At 58.4% G+C, this 16623-nt stretch carries 15 protein-coding genes and 1 pseudogene; 11 read left to right on the top strand and 5 right to left on the bottom strand.

The features are described 5' to 3' along the window. The first annotated feature begins 57 nt into the window (after nt 1-57). From USDA257_RS08635 to glcF, 3 genes are read left to right on the top strand one after another with little or no spacing between them, the layout of a single operon-like run. Nucleotides 58-1515, top strand: a complete 1458-nt coding sequence (locus USDA257_RS08635) for an FAD-linked oxidase C-terminal domain-containing protein (RefSeq protein ID WP_014762545.1) — start codon at nt 58-60, stop codon at nt 1513-1515. Continuing rightward, nucleotides 1506-2669, top strand: coding sequence for an FAD-binding protein (locus USDA257_RS08630; protein ID WP_014762544.1), 1164 nt, complete (start codon nt 1506-1508; stop codon nt 2667-2669). The genes USDA257_RS08635 and USDA257_RS08630 overlap by 10 nt, the downstream gene beginning before the upstream one ends. 1 nt (nt 2670) lies before the next feature. After that, nucleotides 2671-4002: a glycolate oxidase subunit GlcF gene (gene glcF, locus USDA257_RS08625; protein WP_014762543.1), complete on the top strand. Its 1332-nt coding sequence runs from the start codon at nt 2671-2673 to the stop codon at nt 4000-4002. Nucleotides 4003-4012: 10 nt separating this feature from the next. On the opposite strand, the gene bhcR is transcribed toward glcF, so the two are convergent. Then, on the bottom strand, nt 4013-4822 hold the full coding sequence (bhcR, locus tag USDA257_RS08620; RefSeq protein WP_014762542.1) for an HTH-type transcriptional regulator BhcR: 810 nt from the start codon (nt 4820-4822) through the stop codon (nt 4013-4015). A 196-nt stretch (nt 4823-5018) separates the two neighbouring features. Here bhcR and bhcA point away from each other — a divergent pair, with 196 nt between their 5' ends. The 5 genes from bhcA (at nt 5019) to lipA (ending at nt 10452) form a co-directional block, all read left to right on the top strand. Then, on the top strand, nt 5019-6209 hold the full coding sequence (gene bhcA, locus USDA257_RS08615) for an L-aspartate--glyoxylate aminotransferase BhcA (RefSeq protein WP_014762541.1): 1191 nt from the start codon (nt 5019-5021) through the stop codon (nt 6207-6209). A 12-nt stretch (nt 6210-6221) separates the two neighbouring features. Then, entirely contained in the window at nt 6222-7169 is a 948-nt protein-coding gene (gene bhcB, locus USDA257_RS08610) for a beta-hydroxyaspartate dehydratase BhcB (protein WP_014762540.1), read from the top strand. A 15-nt stretch (nt 7170-7184) separates the two neighbouring features. Next, entirely contained in the window at nt 7185-8348 is a 1164-nt protein-coding gene (bhcC, locus tag USDA257_RS08605) for a 3-hydroxy-D-aspartate aldolase BhcC (protein ID WP_014762539.1), read from the top strand. Between the two features lie 44 nt (nt 8349-8392). Further along, nucleotides 8393-9358 carry an iminosuccinate reductase BhcD gene (gene bhcD, locus USDA257_RS08600; RefSeq protein ID WP_041414020.1) on the top strand — a complete coding sequence of 322 codons (966 nt, stop codon included), beginning with the start codon at nt 8393-8395 and terminating at the stop codon, nt 9356-9358. Between the two features lie 128 nt (nt 9359-9486). After that, nucleotides 9487-10452, top strand: coding sequence for a lipoyl synthase (gene lipA / locus USDA257_RS08595; protein WP_014762537.1), 966 nt, complete (start codon nt 9487-9489; stop codon nt 10450-10452). Nucleotides 10453-10515: 63 nt separating this feature from the next. Here the strand turns inward: lipA and USDA257_RS08590 are convergent, their stop codons facing one another. The 3 genes and pseudogenes from USDA257_RS08590 to USDA257_RS37655 form a co-directional block, all read right to left on the bottom strand. Then, nucleotides 10516-11520 carry a glycosyltransferase family 2 protein gene (locus USDA257_RS08590; protein ID WP_014762536.1) on the bottom strand — a complete coding sequence of 335 codons (1005 nt, stop codon included), beginning with the start codon at nt 11518-11520 and terminating at the stop codon, nt 10516-10518. A 262-nt stretch (nt 11521-11782) separates the two neighbouring features. Then, nucleotides 11783-11935, bottom strand: coding sequence for an AsnC family protein (locus USDA257_RS38715; RefSeq protein WP_161623527.1), 153 nt, complete (start codon nt 11933-11935; stop codon nt 11783-11785). A 15-nt stretch (nt 11936-11950) separates the two neighbouring features. Beyond that, nucleotides 11951-12210: pseudogene (locus USDA257_RS37655) on the bottom strand (hypothetical protein); the annotation flags it as partial. Between the two features lie 342 nt (nt 12211-12552). On the opposite strand from USDA257_RS37655, the gene USDA257_RS08580 reads away from it, so the two are divergent. The 3 genes from USDA257_RS08580 to USDA257_RS08570 all read left to right on the top strand — a co-directional run bounded on the left by USDA257_RS08580 (nt 12553) and on the right by USDA257_RS08570 (nt 15769). Then, nucleotides 12553-14022 carry a purine-cytosine permease family protein gene (locus USDA257_RS08580; RefSeq protein ID WP_014762534.1) on the top strand — a complete coding sequence of 490 codons (1470 nt, stop codon included), beginning with the start codon at nt 12553-12555 and terminating at the stop codon, nt 14020-14022. A gap of 143 nt (nt 14023-14165) precedes the next feature. Beyond that, on the top strand, nt 14166-14933 hold the full coding sequence (locus USDA257_RS08575) for an SDR family NAD(P)-dependent oxidoreductase (protein ID WP_041414018.1): 768 nt from the start codon (nt 14166-14168) through the stop codon (nt 14931-14933). 53 nt (nt 14934-14986) lie between these two features. Continuing rightward, on the top strand, nt 14987-15769 hold the full coding sequence (locus USDA257_RS08570) for an SDR family NAD(P)-dependent oxidoreductase (protein WP_014762532.1): 783 nt from the start codon (nt 14987-14989) through the stop codon (nt 15767-15769). A gap of 187 nt (nt 15770-15956) precedes the next feature. Here the strand turns inward: USDA257_RS08570 and USDA257_RS08565 are convergent, their stop codons facing one another. After that, nucleotides 15957-16586: a helix-turn-helix domain-containing protein gene (locus USDA257_RS08565; protein ID WP_223843405.1), complete on the bottom strand. Its 630-nt coding sequence runs from the start codon at nt 16584-16586 to the stop codon at nt 15957-15959. Nucleotides 16587-16623 lie beyond the last annotated feature (37 nt).

The raw sequence follows: 16623 nt of genomic DNA, 5'->3' as shown, positions 1-16623 counted from the left end.
TTCACGGCAATGGCGGCATCCCATCTCTTTCTTAAAGATCACGGGACAGAAACCATCATGTCAACCATAGCCATGCCCGAACCGGATGCCGGCGTCCTTGCGAGAGCGCCGCAAATCGTAGCAGCGCTGGAGGCTGCCCTACCGGCAAGTATTGTCATCTCAAACGCGGAGGAAACACGGGCCTACGAATGCGACGCGCTAACCGCGTACCGCTGTCCGCCTCTTGCTGTTGTACTACCGCGCACAACCGAGGAAGTGGCGACTGCCATGCGCGTCTGCCATCAGTTGCGCGTACCCGTCGTTCCCCGTGGGGCAGGCACTTCACTTGCCGGCGGCGCTTTGCCGACCGCCGACAGCGTCGTCATCGGCACAATGCGCCTGCGCGAGATCCTCGAGGTCGACACCGCCAACCGCTTCATTCGTGTGCAGACGGGCGTCACGAACCTCGCCGTGAGCGCCGAACTGGAAGCTGACGGCTTCTTCTACGCGCCGGATCCCTCGTCGCAGCTTGCTTGCACGATCGCTGGTAACATCGCGATGAATTCCGGCGGCGCCCACTGCCTAAAATACGGCGTTACGACGAACAATCTGATGGGTGTCCGGATCGTCATGTCAACGGGCGAGATCATTGAGCTTGGCGGCCCACTCCTGGGTACATCAGGACTCGACCTCCTCGGTTTGATCTGCGGGTCGGAGGGCCAGCTCGCCATTGTGACCGAAGCAACGCTCCGGATTGTGCCAAAGCCCGAAGGCGCACGGCCCGTGCTGATCGGCTTCGACAGCGCCGAAACGGCTGGTGAGTGCGTGGGACGGATTATCCGATCGGGTCTGCTGCCCGTGGCGATCGAATATATGGACGACGTTTGCCTACGCGCGGTCGAGGCCTTCGTCAAAGCCGGCTATCCAAATTGCACCGCCTTGCTGATTGTCGAGGTCGAGGGATCCGAGGCCGAAATCGACCATCAAATCGAACGCATCCGTTTGATCGCCGAGGAGTTGAACCCGGTGGAGTTCCGTGCCAGCCGAACTGCCGAGGAAAGCCTGGCGATCTGGAAGGGGCGCAAATCGGCATTTGGGGCGATGGGCCGGCTCGGTGATTACCTGTGTCTCGACGGAACCGTACCCGTCTCGAAACTCCCCCACACACTTAAGCGTATTGGCGAGCTGTCTAAAGCTTATGGCTTGGAGGTCGCCAATGTATTCCACGCAGGCGATGGCAACATGCACCCGTTGATCTTGTTCAACGCGAACGCACCCGGTGAGCTCGAGCGAGCCGAAGAATTCGGTGCCGACATTCTTCGGCTTTGCGTGGACGTAGGAGGCTGCCTGACCGGCGAGCATGGGGTCGGAATCGAGAAGCGCGATCTCATGACGAAACAATATACGGCCGATGACCTGGCCATTCAGATGGAAATCAAGAGCGTCTTCGATCCCGCCTGGCTGCTCAATCCAGCCAAGGTCTTCCCACTCGAAGTCAGTCAGCCGCATCGTGACGCAGCGTCGAGATGCCCATGACATTCACTGACACCCAAACCAACAATGCGGCGGCAGCCGTTTCCCCGACCAGCGAAGCGGAACTGGCTGGATTCATTGCCGAAAGCTATGCGCGGGCCGCCCCCATGCGTGTCGTCGGCGGAAGCACCCGTTTCCAATCGGAGGCCATCGCGGCTGATCAGACCCTCACCTCACGACGTCTCAGCGGCATCGTGACCTATGAGCCCGGCGCTCTGACGCTGATTGCGCGCGCAGGAACGCCTATCGAGGAAATCGAGGCAGCACTTGCGGCCGAGGGCCAGGGGCTCGCATTCGAACCAATGGACCATAGAAAGGTACTCGAGACGAAGGGAGTTCCAACAGTTGGTGGCATGGTTTCCGCCAACATCTCCGGCCCCCGCCGAATACATGCGGGCGCTTGTAGAGACCATCTCCTTGGCGTGCGGTTCGTCGATGGCAGAGGGCGGGTCATCAAGAATGGTGGCAGGGTGATGAAGAACGTCACTGGGCTGGACCTTGGCAAACTGCTCTGCGGCTCTCACGGAACCCTTGGCGTGTTGACCGAGGTGGTGCTGAAAACGTTGCCCGTCGCGGAAAGTCAACAGACGCTGGCCTTTCATGGCACTTCCGTGAAAGGGGCAATCGAAATCTTTGCTACGGCGCTCGCCACGCCCTTCGAAGTGTCTGGCGCCGCCTTTCGGTCCGGCACTGCCTGGCTCAGGATAGAGGGGCTTTCCCCGCAGGTCGACTATCGTCGCGAGCGGCTATCCGCCCTCTTCCGCGATCGAGAGATTGACATAGTGAGCGAGGCTGACAGCCGGATGCTCTGGCGTGGATTGCGCGATCTGCACCACTTTGCTGGCTCGAATGTGCCGCTTTGGCGGATTCTGGTTAAGCCGAGTGAAGCTCCGGCAGTTGTGGCCCGTTTGCATGCACTCGGCGGGGACATGTCGCTGGATTGGGGTGGCGGATTGATTTGGTTTGAGAGTGGTGCCGATGGCTCTGCGGTCCGCCACGCAGCCGGCATGGGGAAAGCTATGCTGCTGCGAAGCGGGACGCTGCCGAACAGTGACAGTTTTCCGCCCGAAGGAGCCTGCATAGCTCGGCTTTCAGTTGCATTGCGCCGGACTTTTGATCCTGCCGGAATTCTCAATCCGGGATTGATGGATAGATGAGATGCAGACAAACTTCACCGATACGCAACTCGCCGATCCCGCCACGAGACATTCGAACGAGATTCTTCGGTCTTGCGTCCATTGCGGCTTCTGCACAGCGACCTGCCCGACATACAAGGTGCTTGGTGACGAGCTCGATAGTCCGCGGGGCCGCATCTATCTGATCAAGGACATGTTGGAAAACAACAAGGCCCCTGACGAGCGAACAGTAACGCATATCGACCGCTGCCTCAGTTGTCTGAGCTGCATGACCACCTGCCCCTCGGGTGTTCATTACATGCATCTGATCGATCATGCGCGCGAGTACATCGAGAAGACCTACAAACGCCGGTGGGACGAGAGAGCTCTGCGTTGGCTTTTGGCAAAGATTCTGCCGTATCCCGGTCGGTTTCGGCTGGCGCTGATTGGTGCCAGACTGGCCCGCCCTTTCAGGAAATTACTCCCAGACCCTCGCCTGAGGGCCATGTTGGAGATGGCCCCCGATCGTATTCCGCCGGCCAGCAAGAATGACAGACCTCAAAGCTTTCCGGCGATCGGTTCACGACGCAAGCGCGTTGCCCTGCTTATTGGCTGTGCGCAGCGTGCCCTCAATACGGATATAAACGATGCCACGATCAGGCTGCTACGCCGCCATGGCTGCGAGGTCGTGGTCCCGAAGGGCATCGGCTGCTGTGGTGCCCTGACGCACCACATGGGCAAGGTCGAAGAAAGTCATGCAATGGCCGCGGTGAACATTCGTGCGATTATCCGCGAACTCGATGGTGAAGGCCTGGACGCGGTGGTCATCAACACGTCGGGTTGCGGAACGACGGTGAAGGATTATGCCCATCTGTTGCGACACGATCCAGTCGCCGACGACGCAGCTCGTGTGGCGGCTCTCGCTAAAGATGTAACCGAAATCATGTCCGAACTCGGGTTGGACGACCCGGTACACGCTGATCCGCTGCGCGTGGCTTATCATGCTGCTTGTTCGCTGCAGCACGGGCAGCAGATTCGTTCCGCCCCGAAAGACCTGCTTCGGGCGGCAGGCTTCGAAGTCGTGGAGCCTCGTGACAGTCATATCTGCTGTGGATCCGCTGGGACCTACAATCTCATGCAGCCGGCGATATCTTCTGAACTCAAGGCTCGAAAATTAGCGACGATCGAAGCTACCCACCCTGAGGTAATCAGTGCCGGCAACATTGGCTGCATGATGCAGATCGGCTCCGGGACCACGATACCTCTTGTTCACACCGTCGAATTGCTCGACTGGGCCACAGGTGGGCCGAAACCTCGTAGCATCGCCACCTCTCCACGAAGGAAATGCGAGGAGACACAAGTGTTTTGGTATTGAGGACTTCCGGCTATGGCGCTCCCAAACGCCGCGAAACCTTTGTCGCAGCATTACGTACTCGTTCTCCGATTTTCTGCACTTGTCTGTCGGGCATTCTATGGGTTGGGCCAGAAACGGAAATGCCCGCCACCGCTTCGCCGTGCACATTCAAAATAGGGGCTGCAACACAACGCATTCCCTTGGTTCGCTCCTCATCGTCGAACGCATAGCCTCGGTCTCTCGTGACGCGCAGTTCTTCCTCCAATTGAGCGATCGATCGAACCGTATTTTCGGTGAAGCGCTCCAAAGTGCTCTTCTTAAAAAGTGATGTTCGGCGGCTGTCGTCATATGTGCTGAGCAACGCCTTTCCAATTCCCGAGGCATGCAGGGGAGACAGTGTCCCTGGCGGGAAGAATGCCCTGATCGATTCGTGCGTTTCGACTTGGCTGATGAACAGGACATGGCCGTCCTTCTCGATCCCGAGGTTCGAGGTTTCTCCTGTCTCCAGCATCAACTCCCGCATGATCGGGCGGCTGCGTTCGACGACGTTCGTACGACGAAGAAACGCGGAGCCGAGCCGATAGGCCTCGGGGCCGATGTGCCAGACCTGCCGATCGGGGCTGATCTCGACGAATTCACGACGTTCCAGCGTCGAGAGTACCCGATGCATTGTGGCGGCCGACTGACCGAGATGGGCGGCAAGTTCCGATAGCGTCAGTCCCTCGGGCGAGGCCAAAGCCTCTAGCACGTCCAAAGCCCGATCGAGGGACTGAATGACGCTCGGGGACTCCGGAGCATTAAATGCTTTCGGACGACCTCTTCGCCGCTTTACCACCTGCATCATTGCACCTCACCAATGTCATCACCATCATTCAATGGCACTCGTGAAAAATCAATTCTCACAATGAAAAATTATAAGCCTATGATATTGTTTAAACAAGTTTGATTACTCATCATTTTGAAAAACAGTTTCAAAAAAATTTACCCCAAACCGCCGGCGTGTTACCACTCTTTCCAGCTCTAGGAGGGACGCCCCAATGTACCTGCAAAACCCGGTCTTCATTCCAGGTCCGACCAATATGCCGGAGGTGCTCCGTAAGGCGTCGGATATGCCGACCATCGACCATCGCTCGCCCTTGTTCGGAGAGATTTTGCGGCCCGCTCTCGCAGGCGTAAAAAAGGTCGTGAGATCCCAATCAGCCTCGATTTTCGTTTTCCCTGCAACGGGCACCGGTGGATGGGAGACGGCGATCACAAACACTCTCAGTCCCGGCGACCGCGTTCTCGTGGCTCGCTATGGAATGTTCAGCCATCGCTGGATCGACATGTGCCAGAGGCATGGCCTCGACGTTAGTGTCATTGAGACGCCGTGGGGCAGCGGCGCCCCGGTCGATCGTTATGAGGAAATGCTGACCGCAGACAAGGCGCACCAGATCAAGGCTGTCCTGGTCACGCACAACGAGACCGCAACGGGCGTCAAGTCGGATATCGCCGCGCTTCGGCGCGCCCTCGATGCAGCTCGCCATCCGGCCATGTTGTTCGTCGATGGGGTCAGCTCCATTGCTTCAATGGAGTTTCGCATGGACGATTGGGGCGTCGACGTTGCTGTGACCGGCTCGCAGAAAGGCTTCATGCTGCCTGCCGGGCTGGCGATCACCGCATTCTCTCCCAAAGCCTTGGCGGCGATCGAAACGGCGAAGCTGCCCCGCACTTTCTTCGACGTTCGCGATATGTCGAAGAGCTATGAGAACAACGCCTACCCCTATACCCCCGTCGTCGGCCTCCTGAACGGCCTGAAGGTCTCGACGGAGATGCTGCTGGCGGAAGGCCTTGAGAACGTATTCGCGCGCCACAACCGCATTGCAACGGGAATCCGTGCGGCCGTGCGTGCCTGGGGTCTTGAGCTCTGCGCGATGAGCGAGGACCTTTACTCGGACACGGTCAGCGCAATTCGAACCCCTGACGGCTTCGACGCTACGTCCGTCGTTACCCACGCGGCGAAGAAATATGACGTCGCCTTCGGTGTTGGGCTGGGAGAGGTCGCCGGCAAGGTGTTCCGCATCGGGCATCTCGGCAGCCTGACGGACGTGATGGCCCTTTCTGGCATTGCGACGGCGGAGATGGTCATGGCGGATCTCGGCCTCGCCATCAAGCTCGGTTCGGGGGTTGCCGCCGCCCAGGATTATTACCGCAACAACCAAGTTTCAGCGGGCAACGGAGCCGCCTGAGAGGCTATGAAGATGTATATCCCGACGCTTTCCGACATGAATGAAGCACATGCGCGGATCAAGCCGCACATTCATCGCACGCCGGTTCTGACCTCGCGTTTCATCAACTCCCTTGCTGGGGCGGAGCTCTTCTTCAAGTGCGAGAATCTGCAGAAGGCCGGAGCCTTCAAGGTCCGCGGCGCGTCGAACGCCGTTTTCGGGTTGAGCGACGAGCAGGCGGCAAAGGGGGTTGCCACCCATTCCTCGGGCAATCATGGGACCTGCCTCGCCTTTGCGGCGGGACGGCGCGGAATACCTTGCACCGTCGTCATGCCCCGTACCGCGCCGCAAGCGAAGAAAGATGCTGTTCGCGGCTACGGTGCCAAGGTTGTCGAGTGTGAGCCGTCAACGACTTCCCGCGAAGCGGTCTTTGCCGAAGTCCTCGCCGCGACCGGTGCGGAATTCGTGCATCCCTATAACGACGCGCGCGTCATCGCCGGTCAGGCAACCTGTTCGAAAGAACTGATCGAACAGGTCACCAGACTCCAAGCGGTGATTGCTCCCATTGGCGGCGGCGGCATGGTTTCGGGGACCTGCCTCACGCTGTCGAACTTGGCGCCGCACATAAAAATCTACGCAGCCGAGCCGGAGCAGGCGGATGATGCATACCGGAGCTTCAAAGCCGGGCACATCATCGCCGACGACGCACCAGTTACTGTGGCTGACGGCCTGAAGGTGCCTCTCAAGGATTTGACGTGGCACTTCGTCCGGAACCACGTCACCGACGTCCTGACGGCCTCGGAGGAAGAGATCGTCGACGCGATGAAGCTCATCTGGAAGCGGATGAAGATCGTCATGGAGCCCTCCAGTGCCGTGCCGCTCGCGACCATCTTGAAGAACAAGGATCTGTTCGCCGGCAAGCGTATCGGCGTCATCATCACCGGCGGCAACGTCGACCTTGACAAGTTGCCTTGGCAATAAGGGAGAGAAAGAGAGATGAACATGGAAGCGAAGTTCGCAGGCATGGAAGTCGGCTACGATGTACCGGCTCTTCCCGGAATGAGCGTCGATGAAATCCAGACGCCGTGCCTGATCCTCGATCTCGATGCCCTCGAACGCAACATCCGCAAGATGGGTGACTATGCCAAGGCGCACAAAATGCGCCACAGGGCACACGGCAAGATGCACAAGTCGGTCGATGTTCTGCGTCTCCAGCAGGAACTCGGTGGCGCGATTGGTGTGTGCTGCCAGAAGGTGTCGGAGGCAGAGGTGTTCGTGCGCGGCGGAATCAAGGATGTGCTGGTGTCGAACCAAGTCCGCGATCCGCTGAAGATCGATCGTCTGGCCCGCCTCGCCAAGCAGGATGCACGCATTATCGTTTGCGTCGACGATCTGGCCAATGTCGCAGAACTGTCGGCAGCGGCACAGAAGCACGGGACAACGCTCGAGTGCTTTGTCGAGATCGATTGCGGTGCTGGCCGGTGCGGCGTGACCACCACCGCCGCGGTTGTGGCGCTTGCCAAAGCCATCGACGGCGCTCCGGGTCTCAAGTTCACTGGCATTCAGGCCTATCAAGGCGCCATGCAGCACATCGACAACTACGAAGACCGCAGAGCCAAGCTCGACGTCGCGATTGCCCAGGTGAAGGATGCGGTCGCGGCCTTGAAGGCTGAGGGCCTTGAGCCCGAACTGGTAAGCGGAGGCGGCACCGGAAGCTATTATTTCGAGAGCAATTCCGGCGTGTACAACGAACTGCAGTGCGGCAGCTACGCGTTCATGGATGCTGATTATGGCCGCATCCGCGATGAGGGTGGCAACCGGATCGATCAAGGCGAATGGGAAAACGCCCTGTTCATTCTCACCAGCGTGATGAGCCATGCGAAGTCGGACAAGGCGATTTGCGACGCCGGATTGAAGGCGCAGTCGGTCGATTCCGGACTCCCGTTCGTCTATGGCCGCACTGACGTCAAATACGTGAAATGCTCGGATGAGCATGGCGTCATCGAGGATCCGAACGGTGTGCTCAAGATCAATGAAAAGCTCCGTTTGGTTCCTGGCCACTGCGACCCGACCTGCAATGTTCACGATTGGTATGTCGGCGTGCGCAACGGCCGGGTTGAAACGCTGTGGCCGGTCTCGGCGCGCGGTAAGGCCTACTGACCATCAAAGGGGTATTGCCCCACTTTGCAGCAATCGGAAGTTACATGATTATCGTACCGGAAAATCAGATCGCCGGACTGATTACCCCCGCTGATTGCCTTGTGGCGGTCGAAGGGGTCTTCGCCTCCATGGCCAAAAGGTCAGCCTACAACTTCCCTGTCATTCGCGAGGCAATCGGCCATGCGGACGCGCTCTATGGTTTCAAATCGGGGTTCGACCGCGACAGTCTGGCTCTTGGTCTTAAATCCGGTGGTTTCTGGCCGAACAATGTTCAAAATGGGCTGGCGAACCACCAATCGACCGTCTTCCTGTTTGACGCTGATACCGGCAGGTGCCGTGCGGTGGTTGGCGGCAATCTGGTCACTGCGCTTCGGACGGCGGCAGCCTCGGCTGTCTCGATCAAGTATCTTGCCCGTAAGAACGCCAAGGTGCTTGGCATGATCGGCGCAGGGCATCAATCGACGTACCAGTTGCGCGCTGCGGTGGAGCAGAGGCCTTTTGAGAAAGTCCTCGCGTGGAATCTGCACCCCGAGATGCTGAGCCGTCTCGAAGGAGTCGCCAGGGAACTGGAGCTTCCTTTCGAGACTGTCGATCTCGACCGTCTGGGTGATGAAGCGGACGTCATCATTTCGATTACCTCGTCGTTTGCCCCGATCCTCAAGGCCTCTCAGGTTCGCCCCGGTACACATCTCGCCTGTATGGGGACGGACACAAAGGGCAAACAGGAGATGGATGCCGAACTTATCGCTGCAGCAACGGTGTTCACCGATGAAGTCGCTCAGGCCGTCACGATCGGTGAATGCCAGCACGCGATTGAAAAGGGGCTGATCAGCAAGGACGACATTGTCGAGATTGGTGCGGTCATCACAGGTCGCCACAAGGGTCGTTCGTCGCCGGAAGAGATCACAATGTTCGATGGCACGGGAGTTGCCCTCCAGGATCTCGCGGTGGCTTCGGCCGCTGTCGCGCACGCAGTCTCTAGAGGAACCGCGATCGAGGTGGATTTTTAGCTCGCACGCCATCGTGTCGCCTTAAGAAGGCAGCCAGAGTTGTTCGGTAGGGGGCAAGTAGGAGGGGCCTCGTGTCGTTAAAGTGTCGGGGCTCTCGGCCGCTTGCTCGATGCAATGAAGGAAGGCAGATGGTAACGGTTTTCGACGCGGTCTCGGACCGGGCTCAGCGCGTTCGCCACCCGGAAAAGGCGCACAGGCCGGACACGGAAGTCTTGCGCAAGCCGGACTGGATCCGCGTGAAGGCGCCGACCTCGAAGGGTTACATGGAGACCCGTTCGATCGTGAAGGGCAACAACCTCGTCACCGTCTGCGAGGAGGCCGGCTGCCCGAATATCGGTGAATGCTGGGACAAGAAGCACGCCACCTTCATGATCATGGGCGAGATCTGCACGCGCGCCTGTGCCTTCTGCAACGTCGCCACCGGCAAGCCTAACGCGCTCGATCCCGAAGAGCCCGCCAATGTCGCCAACGCCGTCAAGCAGATGGGCTTGAGCCACGTCGTCATCACCTCGGTCGACCGCGACGACCTCGAGGATGGCGGCGCCGAACATTTCGAGAAGGTGATCTTCGCGATCCGCGAGGCGTCTCCCGCGACGACCATCGAGATCCTGACGCCCGACTTCCTGCGCAAGCCCGGCGCGCTCGAGCGGGTCGTTGCCGCCAAGCCCGACGTCTTCAACCACAATCTCGAAACCGTGCCGTCCAACTATCTGACCGTGCGCCCGGGCGCGCGCTATTTCCATTCGATCCGGCTCCTGCAGCGCGTCAAGGAACTCGACCCGTCGATGTTCACCAAGTCCGGCATCATGGTCGGCCTCGGCGAGGAGCGGAACGAGGTGCTGCAACTGATGGACGACCTGCGCACCGCCGACGTCGACTTCCTGACGATCGGCCAATACCTGCAGCCGACCCGCAAGCACCACAAGGTCGAGAAATTCGTGACCCCCGAGGAGTTCAAGTCCTACGAAACGGTCGCCTACACCAAGGGCTTCCTGATGGTCGCCTCGAGTCCGCTCACCCGCTCGTCGCACCATGCTGGCGACGACTTTGCGAGGCTCAGGGCGGCGCGCGAGAAGAAATTGGCGGCTGGATAGTTGTCGTCCCGGCTGATGGATCCCACTGGGTCATCGTCTGCACGAGACTTGAGACGCTTGTACCTAATCTTGAAGCAGGTAGCGGATCTCTCCAGTGCCGCCGAGGGCAACCGGCGCCGGCGATCGTGGCCGCCGATAGCGCTCCGCTTTGTCTGCGACGATGCCGCCGACGATCGCCGGTAGGGCGTCGGGATGCTTCAACGCATAGCCGATGGCGCTCGTGAAACCTTCTCGTTCTTTAAGGTCGAGAAAATGCCGCAATTCGTAGCGGTCCCGGACATGGCGTGCGTGCCGGCGCAACGCAGCCTCGGCCTCGCTGCCTAACCAGGCCTCAGCAAGCATTGCCCGATCGGCCTCATACAGACGCTTCAAGTCGATCGTGCGATGGCTGCCGCTGAGGGAGTTGCCGCGCACGACGGCGGCGTAGCCGCAGCTTTTGATGATCTTGTAGCGTGCGCCCCTTGCGAGCGCCCGTGCATAGAGGTTGTAGTCTTCGCCGAGGCGCAATGTTTCATCGTAACGAAGCCCGTGTTCTTCGAGGAAAGCGCGTCGCATAATCGGTTTCAAGAAGCCGATTTCACCACGGCGGGCGCCGCGCCGCGAGATATTTCCTTCCAGGAATCCGACAAGATCAATGAGGCGCGGACTGGGCGCGAACTGCCCAACTTTAGCACTCGCGCTCGCCGCTTGCGCAGCATCGATGAAGGCGATGTTGTCAGCGATCAAGTCCCAACCGTCCACAGAAAGCAGTTGCGTCAGTCGGCCGGGAAAAAAGAAATCGTCCGCGTCTAGCACCGCGAGAAGGGGGGACTGCGAAATCGAAATTGCATGGTTGCGAGCTGCAGACGGCCCGCGATTCGCGTCGAAGCGGACGACATTCAGCCGCCCGGTCCCATCATCGGCAGCACTTGCAACCGCCGCGGTACCATCCGTCGAACCGTCATCAACGACGACCACTTCTGATGCTTCGGGCTCAGCGAGGGCAGAGGAGATCGCTCTCGTGATCGTCCCGGAGGCATTCTTTGCCGCAATGATAATGCAGACGTTCGTCGGCGCGGCTGCGGTCATAAGGGGCTCCAGCTGTAAGGATCTGGCACGAAGAGTTCGACCAGGTACCATGCACGACTCTTATCACTTAGCGGTCCAAGGTGCGGCGGCGAGCTTGGCATTCTGGTCACCCGAGCGGGCGGGATGGACGATGCAGGGCGATCATGGCGCAAACACGGCATCCTTTCCGTCTTGCCGTCGGGCGATGTCGGCGAGAACCGCGGTACACAGCCGTCAGTTGTTGGAGCGTTGTGGTACTGGAGGCTGGCTTTTGGGAGGAAGGTTAGCTCTTGCGGACCCTTCTCGGGCCGGATGTTGTCCATGCAAACCATGAAGTATGCTTGGACATTGTGCGTGATGCGATCGAGATCGATGGCCACGATGGGCAGGCGCTTGGCGACAGACCGACACGGCTGGCGAGCTCCCGGTTGGTCACTCGCGGCGCAATCCATCAGAGACATGACAGCTCGCGCTTTTTCCATGGAATTGGGGAACCCGAGCTCTTCAGCGACCGCCGCGTACAGTCGAATAAAGAGATCAAGCCGCTCATGCATGGTATCGGTAGAAACTCGTTGCGCGAATGGAAGTCGTAAGCGCCGGTGAAGAAGTTCGGTACCGATATTCCTCTGGTCGAAAGACCGCGCCATCGGTGCCGCCGCGCATCGGGATCAGTTTCTTTTCAATTCCGAGTGCATCCATGGCCTTGAATAGAGAGCTACCAGCGAACGAGCATTCGCTTACCATGGGAGAGGCTATGCAGAACTACCACTGTGATGCCCTTGGAAGCAGGCGTCCGTTCAAGGTGCATAAGGTGGTAGGGCGAGGGGAGAGCGGTGTTCTACATACCTTCTGAAGCGCAGATTCTCATCGTCGTTGAGTGTGCGAAAAATCATATTGCCTGTGTGAAAAAACAAACGTAGCATACTGCTGTCCTGCAACGTCAGAGGGGAAAGCAGGGCAGACAGACAGCGCAGATCCGATACGAGTAGCCGGTGGAAGATTTGATCTTCCGACCTCGGATGAGCGCGTGCCGTGCGATGAGGGAGGCACCACATGAATGCACAGCCAAAAATGAACATACAATCGAGCTCCGAGAGAAGCGCCCTGGCGATCGAAACAAGGTCGATCGACTTTGTCCCGATTTCAGAGAGACATGGGCGTTTGTCTGATCAAGCTACGATATGGTTCGCTGGGAGCGCACAGCTCCTCAGCCTCGCGACAGGAGCAATCGGAATTTCGCTGGGGCTCAATCTCACATGGACATTGATCGGCCTCCTTCTGGGGACCGTGCTCGGGACACTTCCGGTCGCCGCCCATGCAAGCCAAGGTCCGCACCTCGGACTGCCGCAGATGGTCCAGACGCGGCCCCAATTCGGCCGCTACGGCGCGATCTTCATTTGGCTTGTCGCCGTTCTCGTATATTGGGGCTACGTCGTTCTCAACGTCAACCTTATGGGCGCTACGGCCGAGCAACTGGGATTAGGATCTGCTCCTTCGTCAGGAGTCGTCCTGGGCTTCGCATCTATCATCTTCGCGATTTTCGGATACCATTGGCTCCACGTTGGTCAACGCTATACAACAATTGTACTTCTGGTCGTTCTTGCGATCTTTACGTTCGGGATTGTCTTTGGTGTGGGCTTTCCAGCCGAACAAGTCACCATAATTGGAACCTTCCAATTTACGCCGTTCCTGATGGTTGTGTCCGCTTCGTTGGCATATCAGCTGTCCTGGGCATTCTTCGTGTCGGATTACTCCAGATACATGCCCCCAACGACGAGCCACCGATCGATCATCCTCTACACCGCGTTCGGCGCCGGCGCCGGCGTTTTCTCCATGGAAGCTGTCGGCGCAGTGGGCGCTGCACTATTTCCAAAGGACAGCCTAACATTGGCTCTTCAGCAATCGGGGGACCTTATCGTGCCGGGGTTCGGTGCGGTCCTGCTGCTCGTGGGAGGGGTCGCGCTACTGATCTTCAACGGCATGTGTGTCTATGGCGGCGCACTTACGCTGATCACGGCGATGGACAGTGTGGTTTCGACTTCGCCGACGCGGAGCCTCCGCATCAGAATGAACGCAATCATCGGCATTTCTGCAACGATCGTTGGAGTCCTGCTTCCTACCGATTTCATCAATACCACGTTCTACACGATCCTCGCCGTTCTGGCTTATCTGATGGCGCCGTGGACGGCAGTGAACCTAGTCGACTACTTCGTTGTCCGGAAAGGAAGATACTCGATCGCGGAGATTTTCAATCCTGTGGGAATATACGGCAGGTGGAACTGGCGCGGAATAACAGCATACTCGCTTGCGTTCGTTGCCATGATCCCTTTCATGTATCTGTCGTTCTACCAAGGACCTGTCGCTGAATATTTTGGCGGCGTTGACGTCGCATTCTTCGTTGGCATCCCCGTCGGTGCATTGCTCTACTGGCTGTTCTGCTTAAACCAAGATTTGAGCCGGGAGTTCTCGATCATTCAAACAGCCGACTTGGGCTTGGACGCGGTGGCAAAGCCAATTGCCTAATCCGCCCATATTTCACGGCGATCGGCTGTCGCAGGCCGCGGTCGCTCGGCACCATCGCGCTGCCATCTGGCGGCGTGGCCAATCTACCGGGAGCGTTCCGCAAGGCGCGGTGGTTTCACTTAGACAGACACAGGGAGCTATGAATGACCAACGGGTTTCGAACTGGCAGCATCGTGACAGGAGGTGGATCCGGAATCGGCAGAGCGATATGCACTCGGCTTTCCAGAACCAGCACCGTAGGTGTTCTTGATCGTAATGCTGAGGGCATCGCGACCACAGTAAGATTGATCGAAGAAGCGGGTGGTCAGGCAGTCCCGCTTGTAGCGGACGTCACGGACAGCGGTTCGTTGGAGCAAGCCTTCAACAAGTTTGAGTCGCAGGGGTTCACCGCGGATATCGTCGTAGCCTGCGCTGGGGTTGAGCGATTAGGAACGGTAATCGACGAACCTGAGGAAAATTGGGACTTCGTCATGGGTGTGAATGCTAAGGGCGTTTACCTGTCGGCACGCTCAGCTTACGCCCGCTTCGTCAAAAGGAAACAAGGCAGCTTCGTCGTCATTTCATCAGATGCTGGAATACTCGGCACGAGCGGATTTGGAGTCTACACTGCATCAAAACACGCGGTTGTCGGCCTCGTGAAATGCCTCGCGTTGGATTTCGGCCATCTTGGGATCAGGGCAAACGCTGTTTGTCCTGGCAATGTGCGCACGCCAATGATGGACGAATACCTTCGTGCCTCTCCTGAAGAGGCAGAATACTGGTTCAGCGTCGTGCCGATGGGCCGTTTTGCTGATCCAGACGAGATTGCGGGGGCAGTGGACTTCGTGAGCTCGCCTGCCGCATCATTCATGAATGGAAGTGTCTTCGTAGTAGACGGGGCTGGCTCTGCTGGCCTTTTCTCAGCTGACTAGCTGCCGTGGGACCTAACTGAGGGCGTCAACCACGCTAAGATACAGAGGAAGACATGACCAACTTACGAAAAGTAAACAATATTGATGAAGTTGCTTTGATCGCCGGCGGCGCGTCCGAGATCGGTGTACATGCAGCAGTGGCTTTGACGGAAAGGGGCGCTCGCGTAGCTATCTTTGATCATGATCCGCAAGCGGTGAGTGACGTGATCGGGCAGCTTCAAGCGCGCGGGGCGCGAGCAATAGGACTGGTGGGGCATGCCCACATTGCGGCTGACGTCGCGACGGCTGTCAAGGAGACCGTTTCCCAGTTCGGCCGGATAACAACGGTCGTTATCTCATCCACCCTGCGAACACCCGGCGAGGTTCACCGCCTTGAGGAGAGTGAATGGACGCGCTGCATTGAGGCGAATCTGACAAGCGCTTACTTGGTTGCTAAAAATGCTATTCCGCATCTATTGCAGGGCGGGGGATCCTTTGTCGCGGTGAGCGCTAGGGGGAGCGTAGCAGGGCTGCAGGGCTCTCCAGCTGCGTCGGCGGCGATGCATGGCTTGGTAGGATTGATCAAGACAATGGCGCTCGACTACGCCCGCCAGGGAATCAGATGCAACATCGTTAGTTGTGGGGTCGTCGATCCCATGACGGAGAATCCTCACGACGGCACCCACCAGAATACGTTTCAGCTGTCGCGCACGCCTCTTGGAAGAGCTGGGACGGCCATGGATGTTGCGAATTTGATCGCGCATCTTACATCGCAGGAAGCAACGTTCACAAGCGGAGCGGTTCAGGTGCTCGATGGTGGCATGACAGCAGGTTATCTCAACGCCAAGGTGGATTGAGCCTGGTACTCCTCAACTTAACTGACTTCTGGCATGGCAATCGGATAGCCAACACAGCCGCTGGCTATTTCGGGCGGTGCCGCATTGGCGTGAGGCGTATGAGCGGCGCCGGGCCGCTCCCCGGAAGAGACGGAAGACCGGAAGACCGAACGAACTACCACTTGAGAGGGCGATTATCACATTCTGATTAGATCATTGGAGGTGTGACGGCGCAGGCCACAACCGCTACCGTTTTTCCGACATTCTTCAATCTGTAAGGCTCTGCCCCTAGGATGTGAAAGCCGCCGCCGGCTTCAATTCGCCTTACGCCCTCACTCGTTTCGAGCTCAACTGTACCCTCTAGAATAAGCGCCGCAGTTTCGCCCTCATGAGCGATAGCTGGTTTGCCGGTATCTGTGCCTGGCGAGTAGTGCTCGATGAACATCTGAAGTTTCTTATCGCGACGTTCACTACCCATGACCCGCATGTCGACCTTGCCTCTCGTCACGACGGCGAGGTCATCCGCATCATAGAACAACACGTTCTGCTTGGAGACGGGCAGAGCAAAGAAGTCTGCCATTGAAATGGGAATTGCCTTCAAAATCCGGTGCAAAGACGCGAGAGAGGGTGCGTGAGATTCCTGCTCAATCAAAGAAACGGTTGAGTTTGTGACGTTAGCGCGCTTGGCCAGTTCCCGCTGCGAGAGACCCGCCTGCTCACGAACCGCCTTCAGGCGTGCGCCCACCGCCAGATCGGTTGCCTCAGCTTTCGTACGGGTCTTTGCCGACGCCACCTCATTGCCATCAGAAAGTTCGCTCGCCGCCCCACGTGCCTTCACGTCAAATCTCCACTTAATATCATACTGCATAAACCTA

It is taken from the genome of Sinorhizobium fredii USDA 257 (assembly GCF_000265205.3).
Lineage (GTDB): Bacteria > Pseudomonadota > Alphaproteobacteria > Rhizobiales > Rhizobiaceae > Sinorhizobium > Sinorhizobium fredii_B.
The sequence above is the reverse complement of the archived record's forward strand: the minus strand, read 5'-3'. Positions and strand labels throughout refer to the sequence as shown.

Excerpts from the sequence above, each read along its gene's own strand:
- USDA257_RS08635 (WP_014762545.1), top strand. The coding sequence starts at position 58 with ATGTCAACCATAGCCATGCCCGAACCGGATGCCGGCGTCCTTGCGAGA.
- USDA257_RS08630 (WP_014762544.1), top strand. The coding sequence starts at position 1,506 with ATGCCCATGACATTCACTGACACCCAAACCAACAATGCGGCGGCAGCC.
- glcF (WP_014762543.1), top strand. The coding sequence starts at position 2,671 with ATGCAGACAAACTTCACCGATACGCAACTCGCCGATCCCGCCACGAGA.
- bhcR (WP_014762542.1), bottom strand. The coding sequence starts at position 4,822 with ATGCAGGTGGTAAAGCGGCGAAGAGGTCGTCCGAAAGCATTTAATGCT.
- bhcA (WP_014762541.1), top strand. The coding sequence starts at position 5,019 with ATGTACCTGCAAAACCCGGTCTTCATTCCAGGTCCGACCAATATGCCG.
- bhcB (WP_014762540.1), top strand. The coding sequence starts at position 6,222 with ATGTATATCCCGACGCTTTCCGACATGAATGAAGCACATGCGCGGATC.
- bhcC (WP_014762539.1), top strand. The coding sequence starts at position 7,185 with ATGAACATGGAAGCGAAGTTCGCAGGCATGGAAGTCGGCTACGATGTA.
- bhcD (WP_041414020.1), top strand. The coding sequence starts at position 8,393 with ATGATTATCGTACCGGAAAATCAGATCGCCGGACTGATTACCCCCGCT.
- lipA (WP_014762537.1), top strand. The coding sequence starts at position 9,487 with ATGGTAACGGTTTTCGACGCGGTCTCGGACCGGGCTCAGCGCGTTCGC.
- USDA257_RS08590 (WP_014762536.1), bottom strand. The coding sequence starts at position 11,520 with ATGACCGCAGCCGCGCCGACGAACGTCTGCATTATCATTGCGGCAAAG.
- USDA257_RS08580 (WP_014762534.1), top strand. The coding sequence starts at position 12,553 with ATGAATGCACAGCCAAAAATGAACATACAATCGAGCTCCGAGAGAAGC.
- USDA257_RS08575 (WP_041414018.1), top strand. The coding sequence starts at position 14,166 with ATGACCAACGGGTTTCGAACTGGCAGCATCGTGACAGGAGGTGGATCC.
- USDA257_RS08570 (WP_014762532.1), top strand. The coding sequence starts at position 14,987 with ATGACCAACTTACGAAAAGTAAACAATATTGATGAAGTTGCTTTGATC.